This window comes from Shinella sp. WSD5-1 (assembly GCF_963942435.1).
GTDB lineage: Bacteria > Pseudomonadota > Alphaproteobacteria > Rhizobiales > Rhizobiaceae > Shinella > Shinella yambaruensis.
In genome coordinates, this window is sequence record NZ_OZ012596.1 from 1,212,803 (window position 1) to 1,239,120 (window position 26,318).

Annotated in this window: 27 protein-coding genes and 1 pseudogene; 9 read left to right on the top strand and 19 right to left on the bottom strand. The window is 66.3% G+C overall.

Annotation, left to right across the window (positions count from 1 at the left end):
* Positions 1-153 precede the first annotated feature (153 nt).
* Together pnp and AABQ55_RS05825 are read left to right on the top strand one after the other, a co-directional pair.
* Positions 154-2,298 carry a polyribonucleotide nucleotidyltransferase gene (gene pnp / locus AABQ55_RS05820; RefSeq protein ID WP_272804362.1) on the top strand — a complete coding sequence of 715 codons (2,145 nt, stop codon included), beginning with the start codon at positions 154-156 and terminating at the stop codon, positions 2,296-2,298.
* Positions 2,299-2,383: 85 nt separating this feature from the next.
* Positions 2,384-3,400 carry a class I SAM-dependent methyltransferase gene (locus AABQ55_RS05825; protein ID WP_272804363.1) on the top strand — a complete coding sequence of 339 codons (1,017 nt, stop codon included), beginning with the start codon at positions 2,384-2,386 and terminating at the stop codon, positions 3,398-3,400.
* Positions 3,401-3,403: 3 nt separating this feature from the next.
* Here AABQ55_RS05825 and AABQ55_RS05830 read toward each other — a convergent pair.
* Positions 3,404-3,867 (bottom strand): annotated as a pseudogene (locus AABQ55_RS05830) (Lrp/AsnC family transcriptional regulator).
* A gap of 124 nt (positions 3,868-3,991) precedes the next feature.
* On the opposite strand from AABQ55_RS05830, the gene AABQ55_RS05835 reads away from it, so the two are divergent.
* Positions 3,992-4,594: a LysE family translocator gene (locus AABQ55_RS05835; RefSeq protein WP_272804364.1), complete on the top strand. Its 603-nt coding sequence runs from the start codon at positions 3,992-3,994 to the stop codon at positions 4,592-4,594.
* Positions 4,595-4,681: 87 nt separating this feature from the next.
* On the top strand, positions 4,682-4,909 hold the full coding sequence (locus tag AABQ55_RS05840; protein ID WP_244767461.1) for a hypothetical protein: 228 nt from the start codon (positions 4,682-4,684) through the stop codon (positions 4,907-4,909).
* A 164-nt stretch (positions 4,910-5,073) separates the two neighbouring features.
* On the opposite strand, the gene fabI is transcribed toward AABQ55_RS05840, so the two are convergent.
* The 3 genes from fabI to fabA all read right to left on the bottom strand — a co-directional run bounded on the left by fabI (position 5,074) and on the right by fabA (position 7,703).
* Entirely contained in the window at positions 5,074-5,880 is an 807-nt protein-coding gene (fabI, locus tag AABQ55_RS05845; RefSeq protein ID WP_272804365.1) for an enoyl-ACP reductase FabI, read from the bottom strand.
* Between the two features lie 5 nt (positions 5,881-5,885).
* Entirely contained in the window at positions 5,886-7,109 is a 1,224-nt protein-coding gene (gene fabB / locus AABQ55_RS05850; RefSeq protein WP_244767463.1) for a beta-ketoacyl-ACP synthase I, read from the bottom strand.
* 78 nt (positions 7,110-7,187) lie between these two features.
* Entirely contained in the window at positions 7,188-7,703 is a 516-nt protein-coding gene (fabA, locus tag AABQ55_RS05855) for a 3-hydroxyacyl-[acyl-carrier-protein] dehydratase FabA (RefSeq protein ID WP_272804366.1), read from the bottom strand.
* Between the two features lie 315 nt (positions 7,704-8,018).
* On the opposite strand from fabA, the gene irrA reads away from it, so the two are divergent.
* On the top strand, positions 8,019-8,438 hold the full coding sequence (gene irrA, locus AABQ55_RS05860) for an iron response transcriptional regulator IrrA (RefSeq protein ID WP_244767464.1): 420 nt from the start codon (positions 8,019-8,021) through the stop codon (positions 8,436-8,438).
* 15 nt (positions 8,439-8,453) lie between these two features.
* On the opposite strand, the gene AABQ55_RS05865 is transcribed toward irrA, so the two are convergent.
* Complete coding sequence (locus AABQ55_RS05865) at positions 8,454-9,089, bottom strand: trimeric intracellular cation channel family protein (RefSeq protein ID WP_272804367.1); 636 nt, start codon at positions 9,087-9,089, stop codon at positions 8,454-8,456.
* Positions 9,090-9,227: 138 nt separating this feature from the next.
* Here AABQ55_RS05865 and AABQ55_RS05870 point away from each other — a divergent pair, with 138 nt between their 5' ends.
* Positions 9,228-9,701, top strand: a complete 474-nt coding sequence (locus tag AABQ55_RS05870) for a hypothetical protein (protein ID WP_272804368.1) — start codon at positions 9,228-9,230, stop codon at positions 9,699-9,701.
* A 3-nt stretch (positions 9,702-9,704) separates the two neighbouring features.
* Here AABQ55_RS05870 and AABQ55_RS05875 read toward each other — a convergent pair whose 3' ends face one another.
* Together AABQ55_RS05875 and AABQ55_RS05880 are read right to left on the bottom strand one after the other, a co-directional pair.
* Complete coding sequence (locus AABQ55_RS05875) at positions 9,705-10,496, bottom strand: YdcF family protein (protein WP_272804369.1); 792 nt, start codon at positions 10,494-10,496, stop codon at positions 9,705-9,707.
* Positions 10,497-10,533: 37 nt separating this feature from the next.
* On the bottom strand, positions 10,534-11,703 hold the full coding sequence (locus tag AABQ55_RS05880) for a TMEM43 family protein (RefSeq protein ID WP_272804370.1): 1,170 nt from the start codon (positions 11,701-11,703) through the stop codon (positions 10,534-10,536).
* A gap of 26 nt (positions 11,704-11,729) precedes the next feature.
* On the opposite strand from AABQ55_RS05880, the gene AABQ55_RS05885 reads away from it, so the two are divergent.
* Positions 11,730-12,143: a DUF2934 domain-containing protein gene (locus AABQ55_RS05885; RefSeq protein ID WP_398430170.1), complete on the top strand. Its 414-nt coding sequence runs from the start codon at positions 11,730-11,732 to the stop codon at positions 12,141-12,143.
* 12 nt (positions 12,144-12,155) lie between these two features.
* On the opposite strand, the gene AABQ55_RS05890 is transcribed toward AABQ55_RS05885, so the two are convergent.
* The 9 genes from AABQ55_RS05890 to AABQ55_RS05930 all read right to left on the bottom strand — a co-directional run bounded on the left by AABQ55_RS05890 (position 12,156) and on the right by AABQ55_RS05930 (position 19,656).
* On the bottom strand, positions 12,156-12,479 hold the full coding sequence (locus AABQ55_RS05890; protein ID WP_244767470.1) for a 2Fe-2S iron-sulfur cluster-binding protein: 324 nt from the start codon (positions 12,477-12,479) through the stop codon (positions 12,156-12,158).
* Positions 12,480-12,498: 19 nt separating this feature from the next.
* Positions 12,499-12,879 (bottom strand): RidA family protein, encoded by a 381-nt coding sequence (locus AABQ55_RS05895; RefSeq protein WP_272804371.1) that lies wholly within the window; start codon positions 12,877-12,879, stop codon positions 12,499-12,501.
* Positions 12,876-13,508 (bottom strand): TetR family transcriptional regulator C-terminal domain-containing protein, encoded by a 633-nt coding sequence (locus AABQ55_RS05900; protein WP_272804372.1) that lies wholly within the window; start codon positions 13,506-13,508, stop codon positions 12,876-12,878. The genes AABQ55_RS05895 and AABQ55_RS05900 overlap by 4 nt, the downstream gene beginning before the upstream one ends.
* 69 nt (positions 13,509-13,577) lie before the next feature.
* On the bottom strand, positions 13,578-14,588 hold the full coding sequence (locus AABQ55_RS05905) for an ABC transporter substrate-binding protein (RefSeq protein ID WP_272804373.1): 1,011 nt from the start codon (positions 14,586-14,588) through the stop codon (positions 13,578-13,580).
* 22 nt (positions 14,589-14,610) lie between these two features.
* The gene (locus AABQ55_RS05910; RefSeq protein ID WP_272804374.1) at positions 14,611-15,978 is read right to left on the bottom strand and encodes an FAD-binding oxidoreductase; all 1,368 of its coding nucleotides are present in this window, start codon (positions 15,976-15,978) and stop codon (positions 14,611-14,613) included.
* On the bottom strand, positions 15,975-17,189 hold the full coding sequence (locus tag AABQ55_RS05915) for an amidohydrolase family protein (protein ID WP_272804375.1): 1,215 nt from the start codon (positions 17,187-17,189) through the stop codon (positions 15,975-15,977). The genes AABQ55_RS05910 and AABQ55_RS05915 overlap by 4 nt, the downstream gene beginning before the upstream one ends.
* Before the next feature lie 5 nt (positions 17,190-17,194).
* Positions 17,195-18,049 carry an ABC transporter permease gene (locus AABQ55_RS05920; RefSeq protein WP_272804376.1) on the bottom strand — a complete coding sequence of 285 codons (855 nt, stop codon included), beginning with the start codon at positions 18,047-18,049 and terminating at the stop codon, positions 17,195-17,197.
* The gene (locus tag AABQ55_RS05925; RefSeq protein ID WP_244767477.1) at positions 18,030-18,854 is read right to left on the bottom strand and encodes an ABC transporter ATP-binding protein; all 825 of its coding nucleotides are present in this window, start codon (positions 18,852-18,854) and stop codon (positions 18,030-18,032) included. The genes AABQ55_RS05920 and AABQ55_RS05925 overlap by 20 nt, the downstream gene beginning before the upstream one ends.
* Before the next feature lies 1 nt (position 18,855).
* Positions 18,856-19,656, bottom strand: coding sequence for a creatininase family protein (locus AABQ55_RS05930; RefSeq protein WP_272804377.1), 801 nt, complete (start codon positions 19,654-19,656; stop codon positions 18,856-18,858).
* A 217-nt stretch (positions 19,657-19,873) separates the two neighbouring features.
* On the opposite strand from AABQ55_RS05930, the gene AABQ55_RS05935 reads away from it, so the two are divergent.
* Both AABQ55_RS05935 and AABQ55_RS05940 read left to right on the top strand, forming a co-directional pair.
* A complete protein-coding gene (locus AABQ55_RS05935; protein ID WP_272804378.1) occupies positions 19,874-20,836 on the top strand; it encodes a 2-hydroxyacid dehydrogenase in 963 nt (320 codons plus the stop codon).
* Positions 20,837-20,897: 61 nt separating this feature from the next.
* On the top strand, positions 20,898-22,100 hold the full coding sequence (locus AABQ55_RS05940) for an NAD(P)/FAD-dependent oxidoreductase (protein WP_272804379.1): 1,203 nt from the start codon (positions 20,898-20,900) through the stop codon (positions 22,098-22,100).
* Positions 22,101-22,240: 140 nt separating this feature from the next.
* Here the strand turns inward: AABQ55_RS05940 and AABQ55_RS05945 are convergent, their stop codons facing one another.
* The 3 genes from AABQ55_RS05945 to AABQ55_RS05955 are packed head-to-tail and all read right to left on the bottom strand — an operon-like array spanning position 22,241 to position 26,311.
* The gene (locus tag AABQ55_RS05945; RefSeq protein WP_272804380.1) at positions 22,241-23,158 is read right to left on the bottom strand and encodes a nucleoside hydrolase; all 918 of its coding nucleotides are present in this window, start codon (positions 23,156-23,158) and stop codon (positions 22,241-22,243) included.
* Between the two features lie 16 nt (positions 23,159-23,174).
* Entirely contained in the window at positions 23,175-25,247 is a 2,073-nt protein-coding gene (locus AABQ55_RS05950) for an ABC transporter permease subunit (RefSeq protein ID WP_272804381.1), read from the bottom strand.
* Complete coding sequence (locus AABQ55_RS05955; protein ID WP_272804382.1) at positions 25,244-26,311, bottom strand: quaternary amine ABC transporter ATP-binding protein; 1,068 nt, start codon at positions 26,309-26,311, stop codon at positions 25,244-25,246. The genes AABQ55_RS05950 and AABQ55_RS05955 overlap by 4 nt, the downstream gene beginning before the upstream one ends.
* Between the last annotated feature and the right edge of the window lie 7 nt (positions 26,312-26,318).

A 26,318-nucleotide genomic window follows, 5' to 3' on the forward strand; every position in this document is an offset into this window, starting at 1 on the left:
TGTCGTCGGCCAGGCCGAAAAGCCTTCAGGCGAAGAGTTCGCGGGCCATGTTCCGGAAGCCTCCCGTTGTCTTGCCCATGATGCGTCACGAACGCGGATAGACCACCTGCGCCTTTGGGCGGCGGTGCGCGTATCCGTCAAGAAGGACAAGACATGTTCGATACCCATACGGTTGAAATCGAATGGGCGGGCCGTCCGCTCAAGCTGGAAACCGGCAAGATCGCCCGCCAGGCTGACGGCGCGGTTCTCGCGACCTACGGCGAAACCGTCGTTCTCGCCACCGTCGTTTCCGCCAAGGCGCCGAAGCCCGGCCAGGATTTCTTCCCGCTCACCGTCAACTACCAGGAAAAGACCTACGCCGCCGGCAAGATCCCCGGCGGCTACTTCAAGCGCGAAGGCCGCCCGTCGGAAAAGGAAACGCTGGTTTCCCGCCTGATCGACCGTCCGATCCGCCCGCTGTTCCCGGAAGGCTACAAGAACGACACGCAGGTCGTCGTCACGGTCGTCCAGCATGACCTCGAAAACGATCCGGACGTCCTGTCGATGGTTGCCGCTTCCGCGGCGCTCACGATTTCCGGCGTTCCCTTCATGGGCCCGGTCGGCGCCGCCCGCGTCGGCTACATCAATGGCGAGTATGTCCTGAACCCGCATCTCGACGAGATGGACGAGTCCGTTCTCGACCTCGTCGTCGCCGGCACGCAGGACGCCGTCCTCATGGTCGAGTCCGAAGCCAAGGAACTTGCCGAAGACGTCATGCTCGGCGCCGTCATGTTCGGCCACAAGGGCTTCCAGCCGGTCATCGATGCGATCATCAAGCTCGCTGAAGTCGCTGCCAAGGAGCCGCGCGATTTCATCCCGGAAGATCATTCCGCGCTTGAAGCCGAAATGCTCGGCCTTGCCGAAGCCGAACTTCGCGACGCCTACAAGATCACCCAGAAGGCTGATCGCTACGCCGCCGTCGACGCCGTCAAGGCGAAGGTGAAGGCGCACTTCCTGCCCGAAGGCGTCGAGCCGAAATACAGCGCGGAAGTCATCGGCGCCGTCTTCAAGCACCTCCAGGCCAAGATTGTCCGCTGGAACATCCTCGACACCAAGAGCCGCATCGACGGCCGCGATCTTGAAACCGTTCGCACCATCGTCTCGGAAGTCGGCATCCTGCCGCGCACGCACGGCTCGGCTCTCTTCACCCGCGGCGAAACTCAGGCGGTCGTCGTTGCGACCCTCGGCACCGGCGAAGACGAGCAGTATGTCGACAGCCTGACCGGCATGTACAAGGAACGCTTCCTGCTGCACTACAACTTCCCGCCCTATTCGGTCGGTGAAACGGGCCGCATGGGCTCCCCGGGCCGCCGCGAAATCGGCCACGGCAAGCTCGCCTGGCGCGCCATCCGCCCGATGCTGCCGACGGCGGAACAGTTCCCCTACACGTTGCGCGTCGTTTCCGAGATCACCGAGTCGAACGGCTCGTCTTCGATGGCAACGGTCTGCGGTACCTCGCTCGCCCTCATGGACGCCGGCGTTCCGCTGGCAAAGCCGGTTGCCGGCATCGCCATGGGCCTGATCCTCGAAGGCGACCGTTTTGCGGTCCTCTCCGACATCCTCGGTGACGAGGACCACCTCGGCGACATGGACTTCAAGGTCGCCGGCACGGCGGACGGCATCACCTCGCTGCAGATGGACATCAAGATCGCCGGCATCACCGAAGAGATCATGAAGGTCGCGCTCAGCCAGGCGCAGGGCGGCCGCAAGCACATCCTCGGCGAAATGGCCAATGCAATCTCCGAAGGCCGCAGCCAGCTCGGCGAGTTCGCCCCGCGCATCGAAGTCATGAACATCCCGGTCGACAAGATCCGTGAAGTCATCGGCACGGGCGGCAAGGTCATCCGCGAGATCGTCGAGAAGACCGGCGCCAAGATCAACATCGAGGACGACGGCACGATCAAGATCGCCTCCTCGTCCGCCAAGGAGATCGAAGCCGCCCGCAAGTGGATCCACTCCATCGTCGCGGAACCGGAAGTCGGCCAGATCTACGAGGGCACGGTCGTCAAGACCGCCGATTTCGGCGCCTTCGTCAACTTCTTCGGCCCGCGTGACGGCCTCGTGCACATCTCGCAGCTGGCGCAGGAACGCGTCGCCAAGACCTCCGACGTCGTCAAGGAAGGCGACAAGGTCTGGGTCAAGCTGATGGGCTTCGACGAGCGCGGCAAGGTTCGCCTGTCCATGAAGGTCGTCGACCAGGCGACCGGCAAGGAAATCACCGCCGACAAGAAGGGCGACGGCGAAGCCGCCGCCGAGTAATCGGATTTTTATCGATCAAGGGGGCGCGGAGCGGCACGTTCCGCGCCCCTTTTTTATAGACCCGTATCTCCGCCGAAAGCCCACCATGACCCGCGACGCCCTCAAGACCCTGTTCCACCCCTTCGCCTCCGGCACGCTCGGCCTGCCCGGAGAGGGCGAACGCTACCTCTTCCTCGGCGCGGAAGCCGGCCAGCGCCCGCCGGAAGGTTTTGACGCGGCGCTGGACGCCGTACAGCCGCTGCGCTCGCTTTATCGTGGGCTGGAAGCGGTGCGCGCGCCGGTGAAGCCGGTCGTCGAGGGCGAGGATTTCGATGGCGCGCTCATCCTGATGACCAAGCACAAGGGCGAGAACGAGAACCGTATCGCCGAGGCGCTGCGCCGCGTGCGCACCGGCGGCCTCATCGTCGTCGCCGGAGGCAAGGAAGACGGCGTGCAGTCCATGCGCAAGCGCCTCGACCAGCTTGGCCTCACGGGCGATTCCATGCCGAAATATCACGGCCTCGCCATCTGGTTCGCCCGCCCCGAAGACCCGTCCGAGGCCGTCTCCAAGCTGGCGGCGAAGCCGGTGCGCATCGCCGGCCGCTTCACGGCCGCGCCGGGCATGTTCTCGCATGACCGCATCGACGAGGGCTCCGAGCTGCTTGCCACCCGCATCCCGGAAGACTTCCACGGCCACGCCGCCGATTTCGGCGCGGGCTGGGGCTATCTCTCCGTCATGCTCGGCGGCCGCGCGCCGCAGGCAAAGGGCATCGACCTTTTCGAGGCGCATTACGAGGCGCTGGAAGCGGCCAAGGAGAACATGGCGGAGAACTGCCCGAACATTCCCGCCCGCTATTTCTGGTTCGACCTGACGGCCGAGGCGCCGCGCGATCACTACGACCTGATCGTCATGAACCCGCCCTTCCACGAAGGCCATGCCGCCGACCATTCGCTCGGCGCGGGAATGATCCGCATGGCGGCGAAATCGCTGAAGGCCGGCGGCCGCCTGCTGATGGTCGCCAACCGCGGCCTGCCCTACGAGCCGGCGCTGAAGGAAGCGTTCAAGGAAAGCGGCGAACTCTGCCGCAACGCCCGTTTCAAGGTGCTCTGGGGCAGGCGCTGAGCCCTACAGGGGCAGCGCGAAGGTCTGCTTGATCGTCTCGCTCGGCACGTCCGTCTTGACGGTCTGGATGCCGTTCTTACGGGTGAGGTGCGTCGACTGGAAGCGACGGTAGTCTGCAAGATCCGAGACGACGACGCGCAGCAGCGCGTCGCTTTCGCCGAGCATGATGTAGCATTCCACCACCTCCGGCAGCCGCTTCATCGCCGCGATGAAATGGTCGATCGTCTCCGCATCCTGCGCCGTCAGCGAGACGCGCGCGAACATGGAAAGCTGCAACCCCACCTTCGCCTGATCGACGACAGCCACGTAGCGGCTGATGATGCCCGCGTCCTCCAGCAACCTGACCCGGCGAAGGCAGGGCGAGGGCGAGAGGCCGACGCGCCTGGCGAGTTCGACATTCTGCAGACGCCCGTCCTGCTGCAGCGTGCGAAGAATGCGCGATCCGTTTCATCGAGCGGCACTGGAATCCTCACGAACGTTCAAGCCGGTTTGCGGCAGGCAATGCCAAAATCTCCCCCAAGTCTGGCATCTTGGCAACCCGATTGCGCTCGAGGACCGCTAGGCTGCCGTCGTTTCGATGAGGAGAGCAAGATGGACTGGGCCTGGTTTCTGGCAGCTTCGGGCTTCGCATTCGCCATGGCGGGCACGCCGGGGCCGAACAACACGATGGTGACGGCTTCAGGAGCGAACTACGGCTTTCGCCGGACGCTGCCGGTGGCGATCGGCATGGGGGCCGGCGTCGCTGTCATCATCTTCGTCGTCGCGGCTGTGGGCGGCTCGGTCATCGCCGAGCCGCGCGTGCATCTGGCGCTGAAATGGCTGGGCATTGCCTATCTGCTCTGGCTCGCCTGGCGCATCGCCAATGCCGTGCCCGCGCGAGCGGTGCCGGATGGCAGCGCGCAGCGTCCGTTCGGTTTCTTCGAAGGCGCCCTGCTGCAACTCGTCAATCCGAAGCTCTGGGTGATGGTGGCCGGCGCGGTCGTCACCTATGGCAAGGGCGCGGCGGGAGACCTGACCGTGCCCGCGGTCTTCGCCGTCATCTTCGGCGGCGCGACACTGGTCAGCACGGTGGCCTGGACGGGGATCGGCGTCGGCGCGGCCCGCTTCCTCGCGCGCGAACGCAGCCTCAGGGTCTTCAACCGGGCAATGGCGCTGCTGCTCGTGCTTTCGCTCGTGCCTGTCGTGCTGGAGTAGGATCAATCAGCAGTCCGTTCAGGCCGATTGCCATTTTGCCGAAAGAGGTCCACCATTCCCGGATCGCTTTCGTTCAGGAGACCCGCAATGGCTTTTGGACCTGCAAGGCCGCCCATGATGGAAGATGTGGCGGAAGTCATCGCCAAGGATGTGAAGGAAGGGGAGGGGCATACGCCGACCTCCGAGGTGCCGCTCGCCTTTCTGCGGCGCGGCGCGGACGGCAAGCCGCTGGAAATGAACAGCCGCGTGCGCACGCTCTTCATCGCCGTTGCCGCGGCCGTGGCTCTGCTGCTGCTCCTGCTGGCGCTGCTTTGAGACGGAAGGGCTCTCGCCAGCCTGACGGCTTTCCTCCCCCGCAAACGGGCGAGGAGAGTTGGCCCTGCCGTTCCCCCGCGCACGATCGGCGGTAAGGAGAACCAGCATGATACGCCTCTCTCCGCCGTTCGGAGAAGGTCCCGGCAGGGGGAGAGGCGGGTTGCTTATTCGCTGTCGGCCTTCGCCAGGCGCTCCAGCGTCGGCATGGAGGTGATGTTGTAGCCGGCGTCCACATAGTGGATTTCGCCGGTGACGCCGCTCGACAGATCCGAGAGCAGGTACAGCGCCGAGTTGCCGACGTCCTCGATGGTGACGGTGCGGCGGAGCGGCGCGTTCTTCTGCTGCCAGGAGAGCATGGCACGGGCATCGGAAATGCCGGCGCCGGCGAGGGTCCGGATCGGTCCGGCCGAGATCGCGTTGACGCGGATGCCGCGCGGGCCGTAGTCGCCGGCGAGGTAACGCACAGAGGCCTCCAGCGCGGCCTTGGCGACGCCCATGACGTTGTAGTTCGGCATGATGCGCATCGAGCCGCCATAGGTCAGCGTCAGCATGGAACCGCCCTCGCTCATCAGCTCGGCGGCCCGCTTGGCAATCTCCGTGAAGGAGAAGCAGGAGATCACCATGGTGCGCGAGAAGTTCTCGCGCGAGGTGTCGGCGTAGAGGCCCTTCAGCTCGTTCTTGTCGGAGAAGCCGATGGCGTGCACGACGAAGTCGAGCTTGCCCCACTTGTCCTTGATCGCCGCGATCGCCGCGTCGACCGAGGCGATGTCCTCGACGTCGCAGGGTATGACGAAGTCCGAGCCGAGTTCGGCGGCGAGCGGCTTGACGCGCTTGCCGAGCGCCTCGCCCTGGTAGGTGAAGGCGAGCTCCGCGCCCTGGCCGGCCAGCTTCTGCGCGATCCCCCACGCGATGGAATGGTTGTTCGCGACCCCCATGATGAGGCCGCGCTTGCCGTTCATGATCCCCGTCATGATTGTCATCCGTTGTGGCGCTGGAAGACCAGCGTGGCGTTCGTGCCGCCGAAGCCGAAGGAGTTGGAAAGGGCGATATCGATCTTCGCACCGTCGATGCGCTTGCGTACGATCGGGACACCGTCGAATTCCGGGTCGAGCTCGGTGATATGCGCGCTTTCGCCGATGAAGCCGGCCTGCATCATCAGCAGGCTGTAGATCGATTCCTGCACGCCGGCAGCGCCGAGCGAGTGGCCGGTCAGCGACTTGGTCGACTGGATGTGCGGGATCTTGTCGCCGAAGACTTCGCGGATCGCGCCGATCTCCTTGGAATCCCCGACGGGCGTCGAGGTGCCGTGCGTATTGATGTAGTCGACGTCGCCCTTCACGGTGGAGAGCGCCTGGCGCATGCAGCGCACCGCGCCTTCGCCCGACGGGGCCACCATGTCGTAGCCGTCCGAGGTCGCGCCGTAGCCGACGATCTCCGCATAGATCTTCGCGCCGCGGGCCTTGGCGCGTTCCAGCTCTTCCAGAACCAGCACGCCGGCGCCGCCGGCGATGACGAAGCCGTCGCGGCTGACGTCATAGGCGCGCGAGGCCGTCGCGGGCGTGTCGTTGTACTTTGAAGACATGGCGCCCATGGCGTCGAAGAGGTTCGACATGGTCCAGTCGAGATCTTCGTGGCCGCCGGCGAACATGAGATCCTGCTTGCCCCACTGGATCATTTCGGCGGCATTGCCGATGCAGTGCGCCGAGGTCGAGCAGGCAGACGAGATCGAGTAGTTGACGCCGTGGATCTTGAACCAGGTGGCGAGCGTCGCGGATGCCGTCGAAGACATGGCCTTCGGCACGGCGAACGGGCCGATGCGCTTGGGCGAATTGTTCTTTAGCGTGATCTCGGCGGCCTCGATCAGCGTGCGGGTGGAGGGGCCGCCCGAGCCCATGATGATGCCGACGCGCTCGTTGGCGGCGTAGTCTGTCTCTTCCAGGCCGGCATCGGCGATCGCCTGTTTCATGGCGACGTGGTTCCAGGAGCCGCCCTGCGAGAGGAAGCGGGCGGCGCGGCGATCGACGAGTTCGCTCGTGTCGATGTTCGGCGCGCCCCAGACCTGGCATTTGAAGCCGTGGTCGGCGAAATCCTGCGAGAAGCTGATGCCCGAGCGTGCATCGCGCAGCGACGCCGTCACTTCGTCCGCGTTGTTCCCGATGGAGGATACGATCCCCAGACCCGTGACAACTACCCGTCTCATATTCCTGACCTTTTCTAGAACGTCTCGTTGTGAAGGCGGCTCGGCGCCGCCTTCAGGCTTCCGGTGGCTCCGCGGCCTTTAAGCTTCCTTGTCCTTCGACAGGCCGACGCGCAGGTCGGACGCCTGGTAGATGGTCTCGCCGTCGGCCTTCAGCCAGCCGTCCGCCGTGCCGAGCACGAGGCGGCCGCGCATGACGCGCTTGAAGTCGATGCCGTATTCGAGGAGCTTCGTGTGCGGGCGGACCATGCCCTTGAACTTCACTTCGCCGGTCGAAAGCGCCATGCCGCGGCCGGGCTCGCCGAGCCAGCCGAGGAAGAAGCCCGTGAGCTGCCACATGCCGTCGAGGCCGAGGCAACCCGGCATGATCGGATTGCCCTGGAAGTGACAGGGGAAATACCAGTCGTCCGGCTTCACGTCGTATTCGGCGCGGATGTAGCCCTTGTCGAAGGCGCCGCCGGTCTCGGAGATGTCGGTGATGCGGTGGACCATCAGCATGGGCGGCAGAGGAAGCTGGGCATTGCCGGGGCCGAACAGCTCGCCGCGGCCGCAGCGCAGGATTTCCTCATAGTTGTAGCTGGATTGCCTGGTCGTCATCGAATGTCTCATCCCCGGTCTGAACAACGCTTGCTTTGCGTTAGATTTAGAGAAGGTGTGGTGCGAATTGAAGCACCCGGACCGTTCCCTCCTTGTCGCCTCGCCCGCGCCGGGCGAGACGTTCATTCAGCTGTCCGCATACATGATGCTTGCGGTGACAGCCAGTGCAAAGTGGCACGGTGCGGGCAAAGGCCCCGGTTTTCCGCATGTTGCGCGTCTTTCATCCGCCGCAATCCTATTGAATCCCGGCGCTCGTAAAGTTATATCGAAAGTTCAAGATTGTTGTTCAAGGCCAGACAAGCGGATCCGTTGCCCATGACGCATGCACACGAGATGCCCATCGAAGAGCGCCTGCGCCATTGCGGCCTGCGTCCGACGCGCCAGCGCGTGGCACTCGGGGACCTGCTCTTCGCCAAGGGCGACCGCCATCTGACGGTGGAGGAACTGCACGAGGAAGCCGTCGCCGCCGGCGTCCCGGTCTCGCTGGCGACCGTCTACAACACGCTGCACCAGTTCACCGAGGCCGGCCTCATCCGGGTCCTGGCGGTGGAGAGCTCGAAGACCTATTTCGACACCAATGTGTCTGACCACCACCATTTCTTCGTCGAGGGCGAGAACCACGTGCTCGACATTCCCGTGAGCAACATCGCCATCGGCAACCTGCCGGAGCCGCCCGAGGGCATGGAGATCGCTCACGTTGATGTGATCATCCGCCTGCGCCCGAAGAAGGGTTGATCGCGGGATCGCTTTTCACATCACGTCGTCCGGATGCCGTCCCGGCCGCGGCTTGTAGACCGGAAAGCACCAGCCGAATCGCAACGCCCCGCCGCGCACGATGAAGGCTGCGCCGATGCCGATGGCGGAGGCGAGCCAGAGCGGCGCGTCCGCCACGCTGGCCGCGGTGAAGCCGGCCGCGCCGATGAGCGCCGCGGTGATGTAGATTTCCGGCCGCAGCAGCACGGAGGGCTCTCCCGCCAGGAGATCGCGCAGGATGCCGCCGAAGCTTGCGGTGAGGACGCCGGTCGTGATCGCCACCGTCGGCGAGCCGGTGGCGGCAAGCCCCTTTGCCGCGCCCATCACGCAATAGGCCGAGACGCCCATCGCATCGAGCCAGAGCAGCAGGCGATAGCGTGACTCGATCCGGTGGGCGAGCACGAAGACGACGAGCGCAACCGCGACGCAGACGATGAGATAGGTCGGGTTCACCACCCAGAAGACGGGCGTCGCGCCAAGGATGACGTCGCGGAACGTGCCGCCGCCGATGCCCGTCGCGGCGGCAAGGAAGAGGAAACCGATGATGTCGAGCTGCTTGCGCGAGGCCGAGAGCGCGCCGGTGGCGGCAAAGACGGCGACGCCCGTATAGTCGAGCAGTTCCAGGATCGACACGCATTCCTCCTTCGCCGCCCAAGCCTCGCGACAGCTTTCCCGCGCTAGAGTGCGCGCCCGTACGCCCGGGCAGAATCAGGCAAGACGCCGGCCCGTCCGCATATTGACCGAAATGCCCGCCATGGAAAGGTTTGAGAGATGGCCACCCGCATCAGAACCCTCGCACTCGCCGCCGCCGCGCTCGTTTCGACCGCCCTGCCGGTCCGCGCGGCGGAGATCGTGCCGGATGCGCGTGCGGCAGTTGAGGCCGAGGTCGCCAAGCGCTGCAAGGCGCCGACCTATGGCGAGGATTTTGCCGACAATGTCGATTTCAACAATGACGGCATCGTCGACGCGATCTTCAATCTCGGCGCCGTCAATTGCGACGGCACGCCGGGCGGCCTGTGCGGCAATGTCGGCTGCCCGCATGAATTCTACATCCAGGTCGTCGAGGGCGGGTATTTCCTGGCCGCCAATGCCGATCTCTACGGCTACGAGATGAAGAAGCGCTACGGCAACATGGTGCTGGAACTGAAGGCCAATGCCGCAAGCTGCGGGCGTGACGATCCGGACTATTGCATCATGACCATTCGCGTGCGCGGCGCCCAGTTCGATACGATCTCGAAGAAATAGATCCTATTGCGGAAAGAGCGCGTGGGTGCGGCCGGCGACATAGTAGAGCAGCAGCCCCGTCCATTCCCTGAGCGCCGTCGTCGTCAGCTGGCTGTTGGTCGAGGGCTGGGTGAAATCGAGCGCGAGGCCGGCGCGGCCCGTCGTGCGGAAATCCGTCGGCCAGGGCAGGACGTCGAGGCCGAGCTTGCGGAAGAGGCCGACCGAGCGCGGCATGTGGAAGGCCGAGGTCACCAGCAGGCAGCGCTCCAGGCCGTTTTCGGCAAGAAGCGTCTTGGTGTTTTCGACATTCTCGAAGGTGGTGCGTGATTCCGTCTCGCGGATCAGCCGGTCGGCGGACACGCCGAAGGCCTCGAAGAAGTGCGCCGCGACGGCCGCATCGCCCTCGTAGCTGCCGCTGAACGAGCCGTCGCCGCCCGAGACGAGGATGCGCGCGGCAGGGAACTCCCGCGCCAGCCGCAGCGTCTCGGTGAAGCGGTCGCCTGCCTGGTTCATCTCGAAGCCGCCGCGCGCCGCGATCACCTCCGCCTCCACGCCGCCGCCGAGCATGATGATGCAGCCGGGGCCGCCGGCGGGCAGCTCCGCCCGCGCGATGCGGTCCTCCAGCGCCTGCAGGAGGACGGAGCCCGTCGTGGTGAACAGCGTCACGAAAAGCACGGCGGCGGCAAGCCCGCTCGCCGCCGTCCGCAGGCGGTTCCATTTCAAGAGCCCGGCCAGGAGGCCGAGAACGAGCAGCAGCAGCGCGAGCGACAGGGGCTGGGCGGCCAGCCAGAAGATCTTCGAGGCGTAGTAGGTCACGCGTTACCCGCTGTTCGTGTTCGTTTCCGCGTCGGTCTCAGGCTCGTCCGAAAGCCGGTGCCGCCGCCTTGCCGCGCCGCAGATAGAGGATGCCCGCCGCCAGCGCAACACCTGCCGCGAGAACCGCGATGGCGATCAGCGGGCGATAGGCGATCCAGGCGATGGCGATGACGGCCGGCCCGATCAGCAGGGTCAGGATGAGCGCGATGGCCGTCGTGCCGAAGCGCACGATGGAGCCGACGAAGGGCACGACATCGGCGATGACGCCGAGGATCGACAGGATGAAGGCGAAGCCGACGAAGACGCCGATCAGCCCGCCGACCCGCACGAGCCAGGTGATGATCGTGTTCTCGCTCTGCGCCGCATCGAACATGGCGGCCGCGTCGATGAGGCCGGCATCGCTGAGGAAGAGGTCGCGCCCGTTCGTCGTCTTGTAGGGTGTCAGGCCGCTGCCGCGCTGGGCGCCGACGAAGCTCGCCTCGGCAATGTCGGAGCGCTCGAAACGGATGCGGATGTCGCCGACCTGCGGATCTTCCGGGTTGAAGGAGAAGATCACCTGGCCGGCAATGACCGAGGCCGGTTTGCCGAGCGTCACCATTTCCGCCATGCGATTGGCCTCGATGGCCGTGAGCGGCACCGGCCGTTCGTCGCCGAGGCGCGCGACCGCGCGGCCATCGACGCTGAACGCGCCGATCGTCGCGGACTTCACCGGGAAGCTCGCGTCGTCGATCGGCTTTTGCGGGTTGTCGTGGCCCGGCTGGCGGAAGCTGCCGGAATTGACCTCGTCGCGCTTCCATTGCTTGTTGTAGGAATAGGTGGTGACGGTCTCCTCGCTGCCGCCGAGCTGCTTGCGCGTCTCCGACTTCGCGGTCTCGACCCACTGGTACATCTCGACGATGCGTTCGAGCCCGGCCGCCCCTTCGGCCGAAATGCCGAGCACGTCGTCCTGCGGCACGCCGACCGGCTTCACCGGTCCTGAAATGTGCACCAGCTTGCCGTCGTTTGCCGGATCCACGCTGCCGTTGTCGACGGAAACGACGAGGCCCGCGCCCTCGACGAGCGCCCGGTAGGTCTTCACCGACCGGCCTTCGTTCCAGAACAGCAGCCAGATGCAGGCGATGAGAAGGATGAAGCCGACCACGATCTTGATCAGCGCCCCCTTCAGCCTGGCGAACCAGGACGTGGTCGTCGTTTCCGTAAAGCTCATGATCGTCCCCCGACACGGCGTGCGTCATGCCTGAGACGCGCGGCAGGACATGCTTATTCGCGCTTCCTGAACTGCGCAAGCAGGGACATAATGGCTCGAAAGGCGGGGGCGGGATGCCGGAACATCTCCTCCCCTCTGCCGTTATCGCAGAAACGGAAGGGAGCCTGTCCATGACCGACGATCGCGAAGAGAAAATCCGCAAGCGCGCCCACGAGCTCTGGCAGCAGGAAGGCCGGCCGGACGGCAAGCCGGATGACCACTGGTACCAGGCCGAACGGGAAATCGACCAGGGCGACGGAGAAATCGAGGGTGACGACGAGCCGAACCTCGCCGCGATCCGCGAGGCCGTCCGCGAGCACACGGACGCCTTCCTGGTGAAGACCGACCTGGAGGATGCCGACCAGCGCGAGGCGACGCCCGGCATGCGCGAGCAGCCGTAGGGCCGCCGATAATTAACCCTGCCGCTCCGGCAGGTCTACGAGCAGCCCGTCGAGGGCGTCCGTCACCTTGATCTGGCAGGAGAGGCGCGAGCGCGCCGGGTCGGGGTCGTGGGCAAAGTCGAGCATGTCCTGTTCCAGCGCCGAGATCGGCGGCAGCCGGTCTACCCATTCGGGCGCGACATAGACATGGCAGGTGGAACAGGAACAGGCCCCGCCGCATTCGGCGAGGATGCCGCGCACGTCATCGTCGCGCGCGGCCTCCATCAGCGTCATGCCGGCGGAGGCTTCCACGACATGCCGGCTTCCGTCGTGCTGCACGAAGGTGATCTGAACCATCGTCGTCTTTCCTTGTCGTCTATGGCAGGAGGGCCGTTGCCTCGACCTCGACCAGGAATTCCGGCCGGGTGAAGCCGGAGACGATCATCAGGGTGGAGGCGGGCTTGACCGGAAGGTCGGCGACGAGGCGGTCGCGCACGGCCATGTATTCGGCCATGTGCGCGCGCGCCGTCACGAAAGCGTTGAAGCGCAGGACATGGGAAAAGTCCGCCCCGGCCTCGGCAAGGATCGCGCGGATATTGGCAAAGCACAGTTCCGCCTGCGCGGTGACGCCCTCCGGGACCGTGCCGTTGGCGGCAAGGCCGAGCTGGCCGGAGGTCACGACGAGCCTGCCCGAGGCGATGCCGTGGGAATAACGGCCGAAGGGCGCGGGCAGGGCGGCAGGTTGAAGCGCCTTCATGGTGTTTCGGCCTTCTTGCCGGAAAGCCCGCAGCGATACAGGAAGAGCCGGGTCGCTTCGGCGATGATGCGTTCGGCGTCGAGTGGCTCGTTCTCGGGCTTGTCCATCAGCACGCGGGCCTGCGCCTCGTATTCGGCATAGTGCTGGGTCACGGCCCAGATGTTCATCTGGAAGAGCAGCGGATCGACCGGGGCGATCTTGCCGCTGTCGATCCATTGCCGGATGACGGCGTTCGCCTCCTCGACCGCGGCCTTGAGCGCGGCCCAGTGCGGCGCCATTTCCGGTGCTCCGCGGGCGATCTCGTTCGCGAAGAAACGCGAGAGGTCGGGGAATTCCAGCGTATGGCGCACCTTGCGCTCGATATACTGGGTGATCGCCAGCGCCGGGTCGTCGCGCGAGGCGGAGAGGAAGAAGATATCCTTGTACTCTCCGACGATATCGCTGAGCACCTGCTGGTACAGTTCCTCCTTGGAGGAGATGTAATAGTGCAGCTGGGCCTTGGTGATGCCGGCCGTCTGCGCGATCGCCTGGGTGGAGGTCCCCGACAAACCGTTGCGCGCGAACTCCTGGATGGCGGCGCTGCGGATCGCGGCGTGGATTTCCTTCCGCTTTTTCTGAAGAGTGCTCATGGGCGTTCCATGCGGGTGGCGATACGGTGGAAGCGGGCCGGCGCCGGAGCGCCGGCCTGCGGCTCGGTCTTACTTGGCCGTCAGCTTGGCCTTGATGTCGAGACCCTTGCCCTTGTTGACGAAGCGTGTGTCGGCGACCTTCGAGAGATCGACGGCGCCAGCCTCGATGATCTTGCTTTCGACGGCAAGGTCATGGAAGGCCTCGATGCGCTCGGGGCTCATCGCGCCGATGCCCTTTTCCACCGCCTCGCCGGAATCGATGATCTCAAGCTTGTCGAACTGCGCCATCTCGGCGTCGAGCTTTTCGACCGTCATTTCCGGGTTGGCGGCGATGATCGCCGCATAGGCGGCTGCGCGGTCGCCGTAGAGGTAGTTGTTCCACCCCTCGATCGAGGCGTCGAGGAAGCGCTGCACGAGGTCGGGATTGTTCTCGACCAGCTCGCTGCGCGTCTCGATGATCGAGCCGTAGGTGCTCCAGCCCTGGTCGGCGAGCAGGAAGACGTCGACCTCGGCGCCTTCCTTCGCCGCGTAGAGCGGCTCGGCGGTGCCATAGGCCTGCTGCACCATCGTCTTGTCGCTCAGGAACTGCGCGAGGTTGAAGCCGTAGGGACGCAACTGCTCGTCCTTGAAGCCGAGGCGGGTGACCATCCACTGCCAGAAGCTGAACTGGCCGTCCTTGGAAACGAGGACGGAGGGCGCCTTGGTGAGCGCCGCGAAATCGGCATATTGGCCCTTGTGCGCCATGAAGGCCTGCGGGTCTTTCTGGAAGATCGCCGCGACGACGGTGGTGGGAATGCCGTTGCGCACGTTGTCGAAGGCGAGCAGCAGGTTGCCGCCCATCAGGAAGTCGAGCCGGCCGGCCGGCAGCATCGGCCTTGTGTTGACCTGCGGGCCGCCCATCTTGATCTCGACGTCCAGGCCGTATTTGGCATAGGTGCCGTCCACCACGGCCTGGTAGAAGCCGCCATGGCCGCCCTGCGCCAGCCAGTTGGTGCCGAAGACGACCTTGTCGGCCGCCCAGGAGGAGCCGGCGGCGAGCAGCAGGCCCACGGCGGCGAAAAGACTTGTCATGCGTTTCATGCGCGTTTCCCCTTTGGTTGTCTCAGGTGTCGGTGCGGGCCATGCCGTCGGTCCAGCCCCGGGTCTTGCCGGGGTTCATCAGGCCGTACGGGTCGGCGCGTTTCTTGAATTCGATCTGCGCTCCGTCGATTTCCTTCATGCCGCCGTCCTCGATGGTCACGACATGGGGGTCGAAGATCGTGCAGCCGTCCTTTTCCTCCAGCTCGGCGATGAGCTGGTACATGGCCTCCTCGCCGCGGTAGCGCACCAGCGGCAGGGCGAAGATCTGAATCTCGCCGTGCATGCGCGCCATCTCATGGTGCCAGTAGATCTCCTCGCCGTAACGGGCCATCTGGCGCAGCACGAGGTCGGGATCGAAGGGCCGCGGATAGGCGACCTGCAGGTAGGTCCAGCTCTTGTCCACCTTGAGGGCCTGAAGCGTGGTGTGGTTCCAGCCGCATTCATAGGCCGGCTGCAGGCCGGCGGCGCGGATCTCCGGCTTGCTCATGGCGAAGGAAATGCGCCCGCCATGCGCCTCGGCCTCGGCGGTGAAGCGCGCCATTTCATCCGGCGCAACCATGGCGAAGACGGCGTCGCGGTCGGCCGGAAAGAGATCGCCGAGCTTGTTGTAGAAGGGGGCGAAGCGGCGCTCGACGGTGGTCAGCAGGTAGCAGTCGAGGCCCTTTTCCTGTGCCAGAGAGGCGAAGCGCAGCGCCGCGTCGTAGCCATCGAAGAGGGCTGCGGTGTGGATCCAGTCTGTCGCGCGGGTAAGGCCGACGCCGAGCTCCACCACGATGCCGTTGGTGCCGTAGGCGTGCTGCACCTTCTGCACGTCCTCGCCGAAAAGCTCGATGACCTGCGGCTCCGGCTCGACGGTGACGACCTTGGCATAGGTGAGGTTGCCGGGATCGCGCAGCATGCCGTGGCGCAGCGAGCCGATGCCGCCCGAGCCGCCGGCGACGAAGCCGCCGATGGTCGCCATCTGGCGCGTCGAGGGATACATCATCAGTTCCTGCCCGGTCTCGTGCGCGGCGTCGTCGAGCCGCGAGATGCGGGCGCCCGCCTCCACGCGCACATGGCCGTCGGTGATCTCGATCACCCTGTCGAGGCGGGTGAGGTCCATGACGATGCCGCCGTCCAGCGGCACGCACTGGCCGTAATTGCCGGTGCCGCCGCCGCGCAGCGTGAGGGGAACCTTGTGGCGGGCGACGACGGAGGCGACATGCATAACCTCCTCGACGGTCTGCGGCACGACGACCAGCTCGCCGAGCTTGTCCTTGAGCTGCTCGTTGAGGATCGGGCTATACCAGAAATAGTCGCGCGAGCGTGCGGCGATGTAATTCTCGTCGTCATGGGCACGGATCCCATTCAGCGCCGCCTTGATCGACGTCCAGTCGCGGTGTCCGGTCATGTCTGTTCTCCTTGGTGGTCGGTCAGGATGCGGCCATTGCGCCAGACCGTGCGGTCGGCACGCGGTCGACTCAGGGCATCGATAAGGTCCTCGGCGTCGAGCCGGATGAAATCGGCGGGGCCGCCCTCGGCAAGCGCAAGGCTCCGGCCCATCCAGCGGGCAGGCGTCTCGCTCACCGTGTCCAGCCAGTCCTCGGGCTGGAGGTGGCCGAGCAGGGCCGCGCCGCGAAAAGCGTCGAAGAGATCGTAGTCGCCGAAGGGGAAGAAGGCGTCGCGCACATTGTCGGAGCCGATCATCACCTTCAGGCCCGCGGCGCGCGCCTCGTGCACGGGCGCAAGGCCGCGCAGGCGCGGCGTGCGGCCGGCCTTCGCATCCTGCAGGTAGGCGTTGCAGCCGGGCAGCACCGTCAGCCCGACGCCCGCCGCGCCGGCGCGGGCGAGAACGTCCGCGACCTCGGCGGGATCGCGCACCGAAAGCGCGCAGCCATGCCCGCACAGCACCCGGCCGGCAAGGCCGCGCCGTTCGGTCTCCGCCACGATGGCGTCGATGCCGCGCGCCTCGACCTCCAGCCCTTCGTCCACGTGGAAATCGAGGAGAAGGCCGTGCTTTTCAGCGAGGTCGAAGACCTGCGCAAGCCGGGCGTCGAGATTGTCGTTGCGATAGACGAAGGCCCCGAGCACCCCGCCGGCCGCCTTGACCTCGCGGGCGATGGCCTCGCCAAGCTCGGCGAAGAGGTCGAGCGGGGTCAGCGAGGCAAGCTCCAGGTGGATGCGGCCCTGCCATTCGCCGGAAAGCTCACGAAGCACGGCCCATGCCGGCGGCGGCGTCGCGCCGTACCAGTCGACATGGCTGCGCATCAGCGCCGTGCCGTGGCGATAGGCGCGGTCGAGGGCTCGGCTCGCCCGCTGCCGGAGATCGGCATGATCCCAGAGCGCGGCGTCGGCCTGCATCATCTCGATGGCGTGGAACAGCGAGGTGGCGCGGGCCGGCATGCGGGGCGCAGTGAAGGTCTTGTCGAGATGGGTGTGGATATCGGCCATCAGCGGCAGGACGAGGCCGCCGCCCCAGCCGGCCGAGGGGGCGATGGCCGCGATGCGGCCGCCGCTGACGGCGAGGTCCCAGTGCCCCTCCCGGCCGGCGAGGCTGACGCCCGCAAGGCGCTGGCCGCCGGCGCCGGCATCGGCGGGGCTGGTGTTCTCGATGGTCCGCATGGGATTCACGTCTCGCGCTTGATTTCGCTTTCGTGCCAATGGCCGAGCACGAGGTTCGACAGCCAGGACGTGACGAGGAAGATCCCGACGCCCAGCACCGAGACGAGGAACAGCGCGGCGAACATGCGCGGGATCTCGTTGCGGAAGCTCGATTCGAGGATGCGCGAGGCAAGGCCGGTGTTCTGCCCCGCCGTGCCCGCGACGAACTCGGCGACGACGGCGCCGATCAGCGACAGGCCGCCGGCGATCTTCAGCGCCGCCATGAAATAGGGCAGCGCCGAGGGGATCAGGAGGTGGCGCAGACGCTGCCAGGGCGTCGCCTGGTAGAGCCGGAACAGGTCGCGCAGGTTATGGTCGGCGCTGCGCAGGCCGATCGCCGTGTTCGACAGGATCGGGAAGAAGGCGACGATCCAGGCGCAGATGAGCAGCGCGAAGAAAGTGTTGCTGACATAGATGAGGATCAGCGGTGCAATGGCGATGATCGGCGTCACCTGCAATATGACGGCGAAGGGGAAGAGGCACATCTCCACCGTGCGCGACAGGGCGAAGAGCATGCCGAGCAACACGCCGCCGACGATGGCGAGGCTGAGCGAGAGCAGCGTCAGCTTGACCGTGAACGCCGCGCTCTGCATCAGCGACGACCAGTCCTGCACCAGCGTTTTCGCGATCAGGCTCGGCGCGGGGATCAGGTAATGCGGCACCTCGTTGTACCGGACGAGGAATTCCCACAGGCCCAGCACCGCAAGGATCGAGACGACGGGCATGATGACGCGCAGGCGGCGTTCCCGCTGCTCCAGGAGGATGCGCGGATCGACGATTTCGCCTTCGGCAACGGCCGGATCAATGGTTGAGATCGACATGGTCCATGGTCCCTTCGAGCGCGTTGCTGACCAGACGGCAATTCTCGGTATATTCGGGTGTCATGCGGTAGGCGCTCGTGCGCGTATCGGCGCCGGGCAGCGCGATGTCGTGCACCACGCGGCCGGGGCGCGCGGCCATGACCACGACGCGGCTGGAGAGATAGACGGACTCGAAGACCGAATGGGTCACGAAGATCACCGTCAGCCCGTGCGAGCGCCAGAGGCCCAGCACCTCGTCGTTGAGCTTGGAGCGCGTCATCTCGTCGAGCGCCGCGAAGGGCTCGTCCATCAAAAGCAGCTTCGGCTTCGTCACCATGGCGCGGGCGATGGAGACGCGCATCTTCATGCCGCCCGAGAGCTCGCGCGGATAGGAACGGGCGAAATTGGCGAGGCCCACCATGGAAAGGGCCTCTTCCACGCGGGCCTTCGCCTCGCCCTTGCCGAGCCCCTGCAATTTCAGCGGAAGGAAGACGTTGTCGAAGACGCTCGCCCAGGGCATCAGCGTTGCCTCCTGGAAGACATAGCCGATATCGCTGCCATGGGGGCTTTCGCCGGCCGGATGGCCGTTGACGGTGATCGAGCCCGACGAGAAGGACAGGAGGCCCGAGATCATCTTCAGCGCCGTGCTCTTGCCGCAGCCGGAGGGGCCGAGGAAGGAGACGAACTCGCCGTTGCGGATCTGTAGCGACATGCCGCGCAGCGCCACGGTGCCGTTGGCGAAGCGCTTGGAGACGTCCTTCATGTCGATGAGGACGGGGGCGTCGGTCAGGCCGGCGGCGTTGGAGAGGGGGCTTGCCGCGTTCATCCTACCACTCCGGTTTTCTGTCCAGCCAGTCGGCCGGCAGGCTGTCGATGTCCGCCATCGCCTCGACGAGGCGCGCGACGGCGTGGTCGAGAGTCGCCTCGCCCTTTGCGGTGGTGGCGAGATGCGCCTCGCCGCAGGCCCCTGCAGTGCTGAAATCCTGCGTCTTCCAGCCGGGCTTCGCGCCGCGGCCGAGGCCGAGATGGCGGAAATTCTCGAAGAGGTCCTGGCCGCGCGAGCGGAAGTCGCGGGCGGCTGCCATGGTCACGTTGCCGGGGTCGAGCGCCAGCATGACCGAGGTCTCCATGTCGCCGGCATGGATGCCGTGGGTGCGCTCGACATCGGAATAGATGCCCTCGGGCATGCCGAAGCCGAACCAGTTGACGGAGAAGGCCAGCATGTCGTGCGCGATGCGCAGCTGGCGGGTCACGATGTCCATGACCGGGATGTTGCCGCCATGGCCGTTGAGGAGGACGAACTTGCGCACGCCCGAGCGCGCCACGCTGGCGCCGATCTCGGTCAGCACGCGGATCAGCGTTTCGGCCGAAAGGGTGAGCGTGCCGGGATAGTCGATGTGCTCGTCGCTCTTGCAGACGGCCTGGGTGGGCAGGAACAGCACCGGGCTGTCCTCCGGCAGGGCTTTTGCGAGGCGGCGTGCCACCCCGTCGACGGTACAGCTGTCGACGGACATGGGCAGGTGCGGCCCGTGCTGCTCGATGGCGCCGATGGGCAGGACGGCGATGAGGCGCCCACGGTCGAGCGCGGCGAAATCGCGGCTGGAATAGTCGGCCCAGAAGCGTTTCATCGAAAAGCCTCCATGCCGTCAGGGATGCCCGTTGGTGACAGAAACGCCATCTTGCTCCTCCTCTTCCTCCGGGTTTAGATAAACAAACTCATAGCAAATGGTCAAACTATTTGGTATGTTCTTTTCGAGAGTTGCGGTAAACTTTTGATTTTAATCATGTTTATTCGCTACGCCGACGCTGCCGGGAGGGCGGCCTGAACAGGTCTTGGAGGAGCTCATGAAACGACCGCGCCTGCTGATCGCCCGGCCGCTGCCGGCCCGCGTGCATGAGCGGGCAGGCGTGCTCTTCGACCTGACGATCCGCAAGGATGCCGGCCCGACCCAGGGTGCGGACCTTTCCGCCGCGCTTGCGGAATATGATGCGATTCTGCCGTCGCTGGGCGATGCGTTCTCGCGGGAGGTCTTTGCGGCTACTGCCGAACCGCGCTGCCGCATCCTTGCCAATTTCGGGGCCGGAGTGAGCCATATCGACCTTGCGGCTGCCGCGTGCGCCGGCATCGCCGTCACCAATACGCCAGGCGCCGTCACGGGGCCGACCGCCGATCTCGCCATGCTGCTGCTGCTCATGAGCGCCCGCCGCGCGGGCGAGGGCGAGCGGCTGGTGCGCTCGGGGGATTGGCAGGGCTGGCATCCCGTGCAGCTTCTCGGCCACGACGTGTCCGGCAGCACGATCGGCATCGTCGGCATGGGCCGCATCGGGCAGGAGGTGGCCCGCCGGTCTGCTGCCGGCTTCGGCATGCGCGTGCTGTTCCACAATCGCTCGCCGAAGACGGTGCCGGGCGTGGAGGTGACGCAGGTGCCGCTCGGCGAATTGTTGAAACGCGCGGATTTCGTGGTGCTGACGGTGCCGGGCGGCAGCGAAACGCGCCATCTGATCGACGAGCGCGCCTTCGCGCTGATGCGGCCTGAAACGCATCTCATCAATGTCTCGCGCGGCGAGGTGGTGGACGAGGCCGCGCTGGTCCGGGCGCTCGGCGACCGGCGGATCGCCGGGGCGGCGCTCGATGTCTATGAATTCGAACCCGCCGTGCCGGCGGCGCTGCGTGAGCGCGACGACGTCGTGCTGCTGCCGCATCTCGGCTCGGCGACGCGCGCGGCCCGCGAGGCGATGGGCATGACGGCGCTCGACAATCTGGAGGCCTTTTTCCGCGGTGAGGTGCCGCAGGACAGGGTCGCCTAGAGCAATTCCAGCAAAAGTGCGAAGCGGTTTTGCGCAAACGTTCCAACGGGAGGGAGAAGGCATGAACCATGTTGCGATCCTGGGAGCCGGGCAGGCCGGCTCGTCGCTGGCGGCCAAGCTGCGGAGCCTCGGCTTTGGCGGTCGGATCACGCTCATCGGCGAGGAGAACACGCTCCCCTACCAGCGCCCGCCGCTTTCCAAGAAATACCTGATGAAGGAAATGACGCTGGAGCAGTTGCACCTGCGGCCCGAACGTTTCTATGCCGACAACGACATTGCCCTGCATCTCGGCCGGAAGGTCGATGCCATCGACCGCGCCGCACGGCAGATCCGCTGCGGCGAGGACGTGCTTTCCTACGACCAGCTGGCGCTGACGATGGGCGCGACGCCGCGCCCGCTGCCGGCGGCGCTCGGCGGTGGCCTGCCCGGCGTCTATGTCGTGCGCAACCTTGCCGATGTCGACCGCATGGCCCCGGAATTCCGCGAGGGACGGCGGGTGCTGGTCGTCGGCGGCGGCTATATCGGGCTGGAGGCGGCGGCGGTCGCGGCCAAGCTCGGCCTCAAGGTGACGCTGATCGAGGCCGCCGAGCGGATCCTCCAGCGCGTCGCCGCGCCGGAGACCTCGGATTATTTCCGCAACCTCCATGCCGGCAACGGCGTCGAAATCCTCGAAGGGGCGGGCCTTGCCGGGCTGGAGCGCGAGGGGGCGATCTCGGTGGCGCTGTCGGACGGATCGCGCCGGGAGGTGGATTTCGTCATCGTCGGCATCGGCGTGACGGCCAATGACGGGCTGGCAGCGGCGGCGGACCTTGCCTGCGACGGGGGTATCCTCGTCGATGCGCGGGGAAGGACCAGCGATCCGGCGATATGGGCGGCCGGCGATTGCGCGCGCCTGCCGTACCGCGGCCAGATGATCCGGCTCGAAAGCGTGCAGAATGCCATCGACCAGGCAGAGGCCGTCGCCGCCAACATGCTGGGCGCGGAGGCGGACTACGTGCCGAAGCCGTGGTTCTGGTCCGACCAGTACGATGTCAAGCTGCAGATCGCGGGGCTGAACAGTGAGTTCGACCGGGTCGTTGTCCGTCCGGGAGCCAGCGAGAAGACACGTTCCCACTGGTATTTCCGGGAAGGTGCGCTGCTTGCCGTCGATGCCATGAGCGAGCCGCGCAGCTATATGGTCGGCAAGCGCCTGATCGAGGCTGGCCGCTCGCCGCTGCCCGAGCAGGTGGCGGATGCCGGCTTCGACCTGAAATGCCTGATCTGACGGCGGGTGCAGGGGTGCGCCATCGATCCGGGGCGCACTTCACCGGCAGGCTCCGGCCCTAAGGGCGTGGCCTGCCAGGGGTGGTGCCGGGCATCGCTGGGTCAGGTCCCCGACTATTCGGCTGGTTGCATCGATCCGCCTTATCCCGCCGTGGACGCGGCGAGTTTTCCGATGAAGTCCTGCATGATCGGGTTGCGGTTCACGGTATAGACGTAGCGCATCAGATGGCGCGAGCGATCGAGGGCATAGTGCATGTCGTCGGTCAGCACCGGGGTGGGCATGAGGACGCTTGGAGCCCAGGCGGGATCGAGCGCCCAGGCGGTCGCGCCCATATCCCAGATTTCCTTGGCCCATCCGACATGATCGTCGCTGTAGCTCTTGAAGCGCATGGCGAGGAAGCGGCCGATCTCCCCTTGCGGTTCGACATAGCGCTCGATTTCCGGCACGGTGCTGTGCAGGATCGACGTCACGCCCTCGCAGGGGACGAGGACGAGCGGCACGCCGGAATCGAACAGGACCTGCACGCCGCCGACATCCTGCTCGAGATTGAACTCGGCCTGGTGCTGCCAGTCGATGGCATGGCCGCCCAGCCAGACGACGACGATCCGGTCGATGATGTCGGGTGCAGCAAGCAGGGCGGACGCGACATTGCTGATCGCGCCGATCGCCACGACGTGCAGCGGATCGTCGGGCGACGAGCGTCTTGCGCGGGCGATCAGGTCGTCGACGGCGGGCGCGTCCACGGGTTTCTTCTGCGGGCCGACATAACGGGTGACGCCGCGATGCACGAGGCCCTCATGGGGAATGGAGAGGCGCTCGAGCAGCGCCAGGATCTCCTGGTAGCTGAGCTCCATGCCATGGCCCGGATCGCCCGTCGTCTCGTTGATGAAGGGGGCGGCATAGATCGCCTCCACGGTGACGCTCTCGGGCGACAGCAGCGCATGGACGATGGCGAACTGGTCGTCGATCTCGTTGAAGGTGTCCGTATCGATGACGATGCGGCGCTTGCCGGCCGTCGGTGCAAGCATAGCCAGTCGATGGCTTTCGGACAGGGGCATCGGGATTTCCTTTGTGTTACTGCGCGCTGTGCAGGCGTCCGGCGACGCCGCGCAGGATGCGATCGAGATTGATGGCAAGGAGGCAGAAGACGAGGCCGGCGGTGATGCCGAGGCCCGCATCGGCCTTGCCGAGCGCGATGTAGATCTGCTGGCCGAGCTCGGACGTGCCGACGGTGGCGGCGATCGGCAGCATGGTGATGGCCGCCATCACCACCTGGTTGAGGCCGAGAAGCAGGGCCGGGCGGGCCGTCGGCACCTGAACCAGAAGCGTGCTCTGGACAGGGGTGCAGCCCAGTTGCCGGGCCGTCTCCAGCAGCGTCGGCGGCACATTGCGCAAGCCCGTTTCGGTATAGCGGATCGCCGGCACGACGGCATAGAGCGCGATGGCGATCAGCCCGGCGAACTCGCCGACCTTGAAGAACATCAGGGCGGGAATGAGGAAGACAAATTGCGGCATGGTCTGCAGGGCGTCGTTGATCGGCCGCAGCACGGCCGAGAAGCGATCGCTGCGCGCGGCAAGCACCCCGAAGAACCCGCCGAGCAGCGCGCAGAGCGCCACGGCGACGATCACCAGATAGAGCGACTTCACGAAGGGGATCCACAGGCCCGTCATCAGAACGAAGGCAAGGCTGAGGCCGGTGAAGAGCGCAAGCCGTGGCCCGGCTGCCCGCCATGCCGCCCAGACGGCAAGCGCGAGCGCCGCAGGCCAGGGAAAGGCGACGAACCCGGTATGAAGGAGCGCGGCGAGGCAGAGGATTGCCGCGGCGCCCGACGGCCGGCCCTTCGCCATCTGCCGGAGCGCGAGAAGCAGGGCCAATGCGGCATAGACGGCGGTAACGGCCGGCGTCATGGAGAACCCCCAGGTCATCGGCAGCACCGCCCCGGCAAGGCCGACGCGCAGCGGCAGCACGAGATAGAAGAGAACCGCATTCTTGATCGCATCCAGCAGGTCGCTGTAGCGCGCCACGAAACCGAGCAGCGCCCTGTTGAGCATGCCGAGATCGACGATGCCGCGTGTCTCGTTCCAGCCCTGCAGGAGGTCGGGAGCGGCAAGGCGCGCGGCGAGCCCGAGCGAGATCACGGCCGCCGCCGCAAGGAGGATCGGTCGCCAGCGGGGCCTGTTTTTTCCCGTGCCGACCGCGGAGCGGGGCCGGAAGAGGCCGGCGGTGATGCGGTCGATCACGACGGAGACGAGCACAATGACGAGCCCGGCCAGCAGGCTCTTGCCGAGATCCGCCTGGCGCAGGCCGCTGAGGACCGCCCAGCCGATATCGTCGACGCCGCCGACGATCGAGGCGGTGATGACCATGCTGAGAGCGGCCATCGTCGTCTGGTTGAGGCCGAGCGCCAGCATCGGGCGGGCAGAGGGAAGCTCGACCCAGACCAGCCGTTGCCAGGTCGAGCATCCGCTCATTTCGGCAACCTCGATGCGTTCGCGCGGGACCTCGACGAGGCCGCTGAGCGTGCAGCGCGCCATGGGCGGTATCGCGTAGATCGCGGTGGCCACGAGCCCGGCGATCGGACCGAAGCCGAAAAGCAGGAGGAGCGGCAGCAGATAGGCGAAGGCCGGAAAAGTCTGCATGAAATCGAAGACCAGCTCCAGCCCGCGGCGCAGGCGCGGCAGGAAAAACGCGCCGAGCCCGAGCAGGAAACCAAGCAGGGCCGAAGGCGGAACGGACAGGAGGACCAGCGAGAGGGTCACCATGCTCTGCCGCCAGAAGCCGGCGAGCACGATATAGGCGCCCGCGGCAAGGACGAGAGCGGCGAGCCTGGCGCCGCCCGCCTTGAAACCGACAAGCGCGACCGCAAGGACAACCGCTGGCCAGGGCAGGAACTGCAGTGTGACGATGAGCGCGTCCAGGAGTGTGCCAAAAACCTTGCTGGCAAGACCCGTTACGGGCTGCAAAGCCGGCACGAGCCAGCCAAGGACCGTGTTGATCGCCGCCGGCACCGGGATGACCCAGCCGGCGGGAAAGGCGGCGATGGCGGGCACGACCCTGGCGGCGGCAAGGCACGCCAGCATGAGGGCGGGCATCGCCACCATTCCCAGGATGGCGGACGCCGAGAAGGACAGGCTTGCAGGCTTCATGCTGGCATCGCCCGCTGGGTGCCGAAAAGGCCGGATATGTTCGCCGCGGCGATCTCGCCGACAAGCGTTCCGGCGGCGTCGCAGATGCCGACGGCGGCCGCGCCGCCAAGAAGGACAGGCAGGATGTCTTCCAGGACGTCTTCGGTGGAAAACCGCGGCAGGGCCGGCCTCCCGTCCGTTGCCGGACGCATCACGTCCGCCGCGCGGATCACCCGCAGCAGCGGCACGTCACGCAGGAATTCGGCGATATAGTCGTTGGCCGGAGCCAGGGCGATCTCGGCGGGCGTGCCGATCTGCACGATCGCGCCGTCGCGCATGATGGCAATGCGGTCGGCCAGTCGAAAAGCCTCCTGCACGTCATGGGTCACGAAGACGATGGTCTTGCGCAGCATTTTTTGCAGGCGGATGAATTCGTCCTGCATCTGCCGCCGGATCAGCGGGTCCAGAGCGGAGAACGGCTCGTCGAGGAACCAGATCTCCGGCTCTGCGGCAAGCGAGCGGGCAATGCCGACGCGCTGCTGCTGGCCGCCGGAGAGCTGGGCGGGGAACTGGTCCTCGCGCCCCCGGAGGCCGACGAGCCCGGTCATGTCGCGCGCCCGCGCCTCGCGGGTGGGCCGGTCGATGCCCTGCACGCGCAACGGAAAGGCGACGTTGTCGAGGACGGTCAGGTGCGGCAGCAGGCCGAAATTCTGGAAGACCATGCCCATCGCCTTGCGGCGCAGCTCGGTCATGCGCCGGCGGTCCGCTGCCAGCAGGTCCTCGCCGTCCAGGGTGACGCTGCCGCCGGAGGGATCGATGAGCCGGGTAAGGCACCGCAGCAAGGTGGACTTGCCCGAGCCGGAAAGCCCCATCAGCACGAAGATTTCCGCCTCGTGGATGTCGAAGCTCGCGCCGGCAACGGCGGCGAGCGGCTTTCGCCCGTCCCTTTCGCGCTGAAGGGCCGCCCTGTCGCCCGTGCGGGCGATCTGTGCCGCCTCCCGCGGCGGCACGCCGTAGATTTTCCAGAGATCCCGGCAGGCGAGTTTGATGCGCCTCTCGCCCGGATGCAGGGACAGGGATGTCATGGCCGTT